This window comes from Roseovarius marisflavi (genome assembly GCF_900142625.1).
Lineage (GTDB): Bacteria > Pseudomonadota > Alphaproteobacteria > Rhodobacterales > Rhodobacteraceae > Roseovarius > Roseovarius marisflavi.
In genome coordinates, this window is sequence record NZ_FRBN01000051.1 from 1 (window position 1) to 7,484 (window position 7,484).

The following is a 7,484-nucleotide window of genomic DNA, read 5'->3' on the forward strand; positions in this document are numbered from 1 at the left end:
CAAACAGGCCGGACACATGACTGCTTCTGACAAATGCACAAATCTGATCAAAAATGTCTTGCTATGCAGGAGCCATCCACACAAGACATTCGCTGCGACTGCGAAATCAGTTGATAGGCGAATTCACACAATGCGGGACTTTTCTGCCATTCGCATGCGGTCAAGCAGATCAAAGACGCCTCTGGCACCTTAAGAGCGTTAAAGTAGTGCTGAAATGTCTCGGGCAATATTGTCGAAAAGCTTACCGAACGGTGAACCAGTCCGTAAATTTTGGAATGTTCTTAATGGGGATTTGGAATCGAAGCGCCCATTTCTTAACGGAATCTTAGTTGCCTTCCCCTTCTCTATGTGTTGCGCAGAGTCGAACTTCCCATCGAAATTGGCATCATAAAACCAAGCGGTGCTACCTGGTTCAATCTTCCCGTCTCCGTCCATATCTACACAGTCGATTACGACTGTATCAAACCTTCCGTCATTATTTCGGTCAATGATGTGGTGGTTCCAGTACACGATGTTGAACGCGCCTCCTTCCCCGAGAATACTGCCACCGTAGAAAACCAACCAGTCAGGGCTACCATCACCTGCCAAATCAAAAAAAGCACCAAATTCTTGCGTCTGACCGCCGGAGATTTTCGGATAGTAAGCGTAGAAATCTCCAGAACCATCTCGGTTGCGGTCCTCAATCTTTAGATGTTTGAAACCGGGGAACGTTCGCGTCTGGGTGCTGTCAGACCAATTCGAACTGGTCTCTGCAAGTACAATATGACCGCCTCTATGCCGCACCGAGACCGCGCCACTCAGCCAGAGCAGCGGCACGGTTGAGTTTGAAATTCGTTCGAGTTGAGAGGCTGCGTTCCTGATTAAAGTGATTGTAGACGGAAGCGTGAACGGCGGCGAATTTCTGCAAACTTCGCATGCGCCTGAAGCGGAGCATCGCCCGTTCTCGTCTTCGGAAAGGCAGATGTGAATTCTCTGCTCGATTGTTCTGCCAGCGGCCTGTTTCCTGCTTGTCTGCGACGCCAATCTCTTTCAGCGCAGCCCCGTGCGATGCCAGCCCGTCCGTGACGATGACTTCTGGGCGGCCATGCTTACGCATTGCTTTCTTTAGGAATTTCAACGCGGCCTTCTTATCACGGGTCTTCGTGACGAAGCTTTCCAGGACTTCTCCCTCGTGATCGACAGCCCGCCATAGATAATGCCGCTCCCCATTGATCTTCACGAACATCTCGTCCAGATGCCACCGCCACCGGCTGGATTTCATTCCGGCAATCCGCCGTTTGCGTATCTCCGAAGCAAACATCGGACCGAACCTGTGCCACCAGTATCTCACAGCCTCATGACTGACATCGATGCCGCGCTCGTGCAGCAGATCCTCTACATTGCGAAGGGACAGAGGGAAACGGACGTACATCATAACCGCCAGGCGGATAATCTCACGGCTCGTTTTGAAATAGCGAAATGGATCAGCTTTGCTCATATCCAGACGCTACAAATCCCCACTGCCCGTCTCAAGCTGGTTTTTTCTGACAACGCCAGGCGCGGAGGAGGCGCTCTCTAAGACAACCAACTTTCCTGAAGAAATGTCCCGGAACAGGACGTACCGTAGAGTCCGGTGACGAATGTTCTCTATCTGCGGTCGTTAATTCAAGGGCGTATTTCGGTCTCATCGAGTTCATGGTTCTCTCCGAGGTCGGCGATGCCGCCTCATAATGGAGTCGGGGACTGGTGCCTCAAAAAGGTCCGCTGCGAGGTCATCGGACCGAACCGATGCCACCAAAATCGAACGGCCTCGTGGCTCACCTCGATGCCGCGTTCGTGGAGCAAATCTTCCACATTGCGCAGCGACAGCGGGAAACGAACATACAGCATAACCGCTAGAAGATTTATCTCACGGCTCGTTTTAAAATAACGAAATGGATCAGGTTTGGTCATCCAGCGAGGCTACGGAACTGCCCTGCCCGTCTCAAGCTAATTTGCTCTGACAGTGCCCGAATGCCGTCGAACGGCAGGTCAGGGCCGAGATTGGTCCTTTGAACGCTTGGCGTAGATCGCCCGGGAATGCTCAGGTCATCAGTCTTCGGCGCAGCTTATCGTCGGGCGTAGCGCACATGTCGGACTTGCCGAAGCGATACCGATTGTGCGCTATACGGCGATATATCCATTCGCGGAGCCCTCGCGGGAGAACGCGTAACAGGCTGGCGAGCCTTGCTGCACCGCCCAAGCGCTCGCCAATCCGGATGATCGCTTCCATACCGGACCATGCTTGCCCGTCTTCGATAAAGAGCCAGGTCTCAGGGTCCACCGGGTCCAGTCCGTAATGACGCACGAGAGCATCGCCGGTTTTTGACTGGGCGGGGCAGAGGCGGAACGTCCCAGCTTTATCCAGTTTCGCGATTGTGCGCGCACCCCAGGAGCAAAGTGCGCAGTCGCCGTCCATGACCGCTATTTGACCACTGTCGTCGAAGGCAGGAACGGCTGGATCCTCTCGATACGAATAGGCTATTCTCTCTGCAAGTACTGCCATTCTACTCTCCACAGTTCTTTGGACCCAGCATGCGTCGTTTCATAAGAAACGACAACAGTGGGCGAGCATGATCCGCAAATGCCAGTTTGGCGGTACAAACTATAATGGCAGCGTCGTCCGCGTTGCGTGAATTCATCCGTCTCCCAATTTTGGGGTTGCGACGAATGTCTCCTATGCCGGGCCGCACTAACGTATCGAACTCTGCACCGGGAGCAGCATTCTCTATACTGTGGTTCAACGCATCATCTGTTCCCGGTCGAGCACGACAAGCTCAGCTTAGATTTGATAGTTCAGGCAGATGTGGTCGGGCGAGGTTACACGCCCTCCGGACGAAGCTGCCGTGCGCCGCAATTGGAAAACCGGCGGTGCGCAGATTTTCTTTGTCACGTTTGACAGGGGTTTCCAGTTTCCTGCGCAATCAACCGTTCGAGTGATGACGTAGAGATCGACCCAAGGAACACTGTCCGGCCAACTGCGAAGGCTGGTGTTCCATAGAAACCGAAAACATCGGCAATTGCTCGGGTCATACGTAATTCCTGTTCGACCTCCTCGGAATTCATGTCGTGCAGAAGTTGATCGCTATCCAGCCCGATGGCACGTGCGATACTCCCAACAAATGCTTCGTCGGTGACTGCAGGTGTCCGAGTAAGTCGATCGTGCATCTCTAGATAAGCGCCTTGACGATCGGCAGCTAACACCGCTCGGCTCGCCGTGCGTGATGCTGCCCCCAACAAAGGAAGTTCATGACGCACGATGCGAAAGCTATCTGGTGACTCTGCTTGAAGTTCAGCAATTCGTTTGTTCATCCTTTTGCAGATAGGGCACCTGAAATCTGAAAACATTGCAACGGGCACTGGTTCAGTTTGCCGCGGGCCAAAGAAAGCGGCACAGGGGTCATCCCTGACCGTCTGGAGTATTGTTTCATCTTCAGGTGTTGAGGGTTCTGGTCGATCAAGACCTACAAAGGCCCCACCACTTAAAGCTGCAGGAGATCCCTTTCCCACCAGCCGTCGAAAGGGTTCGAGACCGTTGATGCTTTGAAATTCCATTTCGTCACCAAAAGATGACAGCAAATGCGGTGCGCCTTTCACCCAAACGACAAGAGCGACCGCACCACCTGCTATTAGGGCCCTACGCTGCCAATTTGGACGACTTGTTGTCACTGTGCGGTCCATATTTTGAGCATCCCTTGCACCAAGCTTACGAGTATCGTCTATTATTCCAATTAAGGGAACCCGACGACAAGCGTGACCTGCGGCACCTTTTTTGCGCAACCGTTCAATCTACTAAGAAATAACGCTAAGGAGAAGTTTGGTCGAGAGGCGGTTGGATGTAGTCTCGAAGATCCTTCTTAGGCGTGCTGTCATTCGCTGCACCCACCACCAATGTCCGCTATGGGCGGCGGGAAGTGCCATTTGAGATGCATATCTCAGGCGACCGTATTGCTGATCAGAGCCTGCGACTTGCAGCAGATCAAACAACAACGATTGGGCGCCGGATCTAAGCGATTGCCATCGCATGCCTTTCGCCCCGCAGGCCCGCTAAAACAATGCGAATCTTCTACTCGGCCGAGTAGGTCTGCCGGGTCTTGCGGCGGATGTTGTTGACCAGCTTGTCAGCCGCGTCTTTCGATGTTCCGGGCTTCCTATTCATCTCGATTTCCTAATCAATAAGATGAACCAGAAATCCTCCCTTATTCGGCATGATAACGGGCGGCCAAAGACCGCCCGTTATTAACCTTAAATATAATGATCGAATAACGCTCCGATCAGAAGCGGAAAGTAGCCCGCGCTTGAACGGTAGTTGCATCAACATCGGGCTTCACAGTGCCGAAGTTGTTAAACTCGTGGTAAAGAACCTCAGCACCCAGCGAGATATTCTGCGAGACCATGTGCTCGTATCCGCCGCCGATAAGCCAGCCATCTCCATCGCCCACATTGTCCGTGTCCGCCCAAGCGTAGCCGCCGGTGCCGTAGAGAAGTCCGTTGCCGATTTTATAGCCGCCACGCAGTTTTGCGCGGAAGACTTCTTCAACGCTTATGCCTGGCGCGAGCTTGATATCGGCCCAGTCATAATCAAGGCCGCCACCAACAACCCAGTTGTTGCCGAGGTCGTAGTCATAGCCAACCACCAGACCGCCGATGATGTCATCGCCCTTGACGCCCGGAAGGTCGGTGTCGACCCAGCCATAGCCGAACTGACCGCCGACATAGAAACCGGTCCAGTTGGGGCTAGCCGGGGCCACCGGGGCCACGATTGCTGGTTCGGGCGCGGGCTCAGCTACGTTACCTGCAGAGACAGGTGCTGCCAGAACAGCGGTGAGTGCCGCAAGAGCGGTTGTTGTCTTAAACATTTCAGTGTCCTTTCACATTTCATTAGCGCCACGGCAAAAGTGATCAAAAGCTTTGGCCAAGGCGCACGGCATGTGCCGTTATGGGGCCTAAGTTAGTGGCAGGCAGGGCGCGTGCCGGGCAACAGGACTTTGTCGATCACGTGGATCACTCCGTTATCGGCCTTTATGTCGGCGATAATGACATTAGCCACCTCTCCGGTGCCGTCGGCGATCGTCACACCATCCGACGACTTTGTGATACACAGACGTTCGGATGCCAAAACCGGTTTGAAGTAGTTCGAGCCCAAAGGAATTCCCGCGGCCGGAAGGTTGCGGTCGTCGACATGATATAGAAGCACGCTGGTCAACTGGTCCTTGTTCTCAGGCCGCAACAGCGTTTCGACTGTGCCCTCGGGCAGAGCGGCGAAGGCGTCGTTGATCGGCGCATAAACTGTGAAGGGACCTTCGCCTTGCAACGTCTCGACCAGACCAGCGGCGGTCACGGCAGCAACCAGGGTCGAGAACCGCTCGTCGCCAGCGGCGATGTCAACAATGGTATCGGCCGAGGCGGCAGTTGTGGCGCAAGCGGCAAATGCGGCGGCCTTGAGAGTGCTGGAAAGCTTCATTGGGTATTCCCTTTTTGTTACTCTGCATAAGTGCATGTCAATAATACGAAGGTTGTGACAAATCGGATCAATTGATAGTGCGTCCGCGACCATGGGCGGTCGGGGCTGGACTGAAAACCGCCTCGCTCGCGACACTTCCGCTTCGGGCTCACAGCCGACTTGCGGCGCGGCAGCGAAAACCACTGTTTCAAGCCCGAATGGATGTCGGCTTTCAACGAGCAGCCATGAATTGCTTGCACTTGCAGAGAAAGTCCGGAAACCGCCCATTGTGTTGAAGGCTACTCACGGCACATCCCGGCCTTTTAAAAGAACATACCGGCGCTGTATTGAACCTCCCCGGTTTTACCGGAGACTTTTTAGTTTTTCTCAAGCGACTTTATCGAGCGCGTTCATGATTCCACAGTGTGCCTCCTCTGTTTCGGCAGGTGTGATATACTTAATGGCTTCGAGGAGGCGGCGATTGTTTAGTCAATCCAGTCATTTGAGAGTTTCCAATTCGACAGCATTTGCAGTTTCCAATGGTGCCAACCTGTAGATTACTTCCGCTTTGAAAGGGTCGGTGATCGTCGCTGGCTGCGCGTTATCCTAGCTGTCACCAACGATACCGATTTGAGGTTAAAAGCCTGCATCAGCGAGGCGTTCGGTGTACTGCGCCCATTGGTTCAAATAAACTTCGATCCACGAATTCGTCGGAGTCTGCTGTCAGCTACAAATAAAGGCCCGTCGAATGAAACGGATTACCTGCATAGATGTGAGGCCGACTACAACACCCCAAAAAGCCGAACCAATTCCTCCGAGAGTTACGCCGGATGTCGTGACAAGAAACGTCAGCAGGCCGACCTGAGTATCATTCGACATCATCAAATCCGACAGGCTCTTCTGAATCGCCCCCAATAATGCAAGCCCCGCCAAAATCGAGATCATCGCCGAGGGAAGCAGGATCAAGACGTTAACAATGGCACCCGAAAAGATGCCCCCAAGGCAGAAGAAGACGCCACATGCGACGCCCGCAATATAGCGGCGCGATGGATTCTCGTGACACTCGGGTCCAGCACAAAAGGCCGCCGTAATAGAGGCCAGTGCGGTCGTCACGCCGCCAAAGAAAGCTCCGACAAGCGATGCGGCACCTGCGACAATAAGGATAGGGCGCGCCGATGTGGCATAGCCATGCGAGCGCAGGATCGCCATGCCCGGAAGAAACTGTCCGCTAAGCGTCGTGATGAACAACGGCAAGGCCAGGCCAAGGATGGCGGCCATCGAAAACTCTGGCAAAACCGTTCCGGGCGCGGCCAACGAGAGGTCAACATGCCCAATCGGTGTGTCATAGACCGTCGCAGTCAAGATCATGGACAGCCCGACAAGGCACAGGAGCGCGTATCGCGGAATAATCACGCTTAGAACAACGAAGGCTGTCAGAAGGGTTGCAAAGATGAATGGATCAGTGGCCAGACTGCGGGCCGCCTTTAGGCCAAAGCCAAAGAGGATGCCTGCCATCATGCCGTTGGTTACGGCAGGTGGCAGAAAGCCAATCAGTCGCTCGAACCATCCAGAGAGACCAAGCAAGAGAAGAGTCGTTGCGACCAGAAGATAGGCGCCCACAACTTCTCCAAGCGGGAGGCTTGTCCCGATGGATATGAGCAAAACGGTTCCTGGCGCCGACCAGGCCATCGCAATTGGGGCTCTGAACCACGCGCTCAGCGTGATGCTAGAAAGACCGGCGGCGATTGAGATGGCGAAGACCCAAGACGAAAACACCGCCGTGGGCATATCCATGGCCTGGGCGGCCTGAAGGTAGATCAAAAGTGGTCCAGCATAGGACACAAGCACGGCCAGAAACCCCGCCACTGCGGCCGTCGCGGAGATGTCCCGCCAAAAGACCCTCCGGACTTCAGTGACCTCAGACAATTGTCGCCTCGGTTGCGGCGATCATGTCTTCGCGGGTGACGCCCGGGGCCAGCTCCTCGATATGCAGGCCCTTGTGGGTGACGTCCAGCACGCCCAG

Annotated in this window: 7 protein-coding genes and 1 pseudogene; all 8 read right to left on the bottom strand. The window is 54.4% G+C overall.

Features of this window, described 5'->3' with window-relative positions; all coding sequences use genetic code 11:
- Positions 1 to 198: 198 nt before the first annotated feature.
- Entirely contained in the window at positions 199 to 816 is a 618-nt protein-coding gene (locus BUB78_RS19475) for a hypothetical protein (RefSeq protein ID WP_073201031.1), read from the bottom strand.
- Positions 773 to 1,477 carry an IS6 family transposase gene (locus BUB78_RS19480; protein WP_073201033.1) on the bottom strand — a complete coding sequence of 235 codons (705 nt, stop codon included), beginning with the start codon at positions 1,475 to 1,477 and terminating at the stop codon, positions 773 to 775. The genes BUB78_RS19475 and BUB78_RS19480 overlap by 44 nt, the downstream gene beginning before the upstream one ends.
- 275 nt (positions 1,478 to 1,752) lie before the next feature.
- Positions 1,753 to 1,932, bottom strand: a pseudogene (locus BUB78_RS21015) (IS6 family transposase); the annotation flags it as partial.
- Between the two features lie 130 nt (positions 1,933 to 2,062).
- On the bottom strand, positions 2,063 to 2,524 hold the full coding sequence (locus BUB78_RS19490) for a thiol-disulfide oxidoreductase DCC family protein (RefSeq protein ID WP_073201036.1): 462 nt from the start codon (positions 2,522 to 2,524) through the stop codon (positions 2,063 to 2,065).
- 383 nt (positions 2,525 to 2,907) lie between these two features.
- Complete coding sequence (locus tag BUB78_RS20180) at positions 2,908 to 3,573, bottom strand: DsbA family protein (RefSeq protein WP_220084050.1); 666 nt, start codon at positions 3,571 to 3,573, stop codon at positions 2,908 to 2,910.
- A 719-nt stretch (positions 3,574 to 4,292) separates the two neighbouring features.
- On the bottom strand, positions 4,293 to 4,877 hold the full coding sequence (locus tag BUB78_RS19505; RefSeq protein WP_073201039.1) for an outer membrane protein: 585 nt from the start codon (positions 4,875 to 4,877) through the stop codon (positions 4,293 to 4,295).
- 92 nt (positions 4,878 to 4,969) lie between these two features.
- Entirely contained in the window at positions 4,970 to 5,482 is a 513-nt protein-coding gene (locus tag BUB78_RS19510; protein WP_073201041.1) for a fasciclin domain-containing protein, read from the bottom strand.
- 702 nt (positions 5,483 to 6,184) lie between these two features.
- Entirely contained in the window at positions 6,185 to 7,387 is a 1,203-nt protein-coding gene (locus BUB78_RS19515; protein WP_073201043.1) for a benzoate/H(+) symporter BenE family transporter, read from the bottom strand.
- Positions 7,388 to 7,484 lie beyond the last annotated feature (97 nt).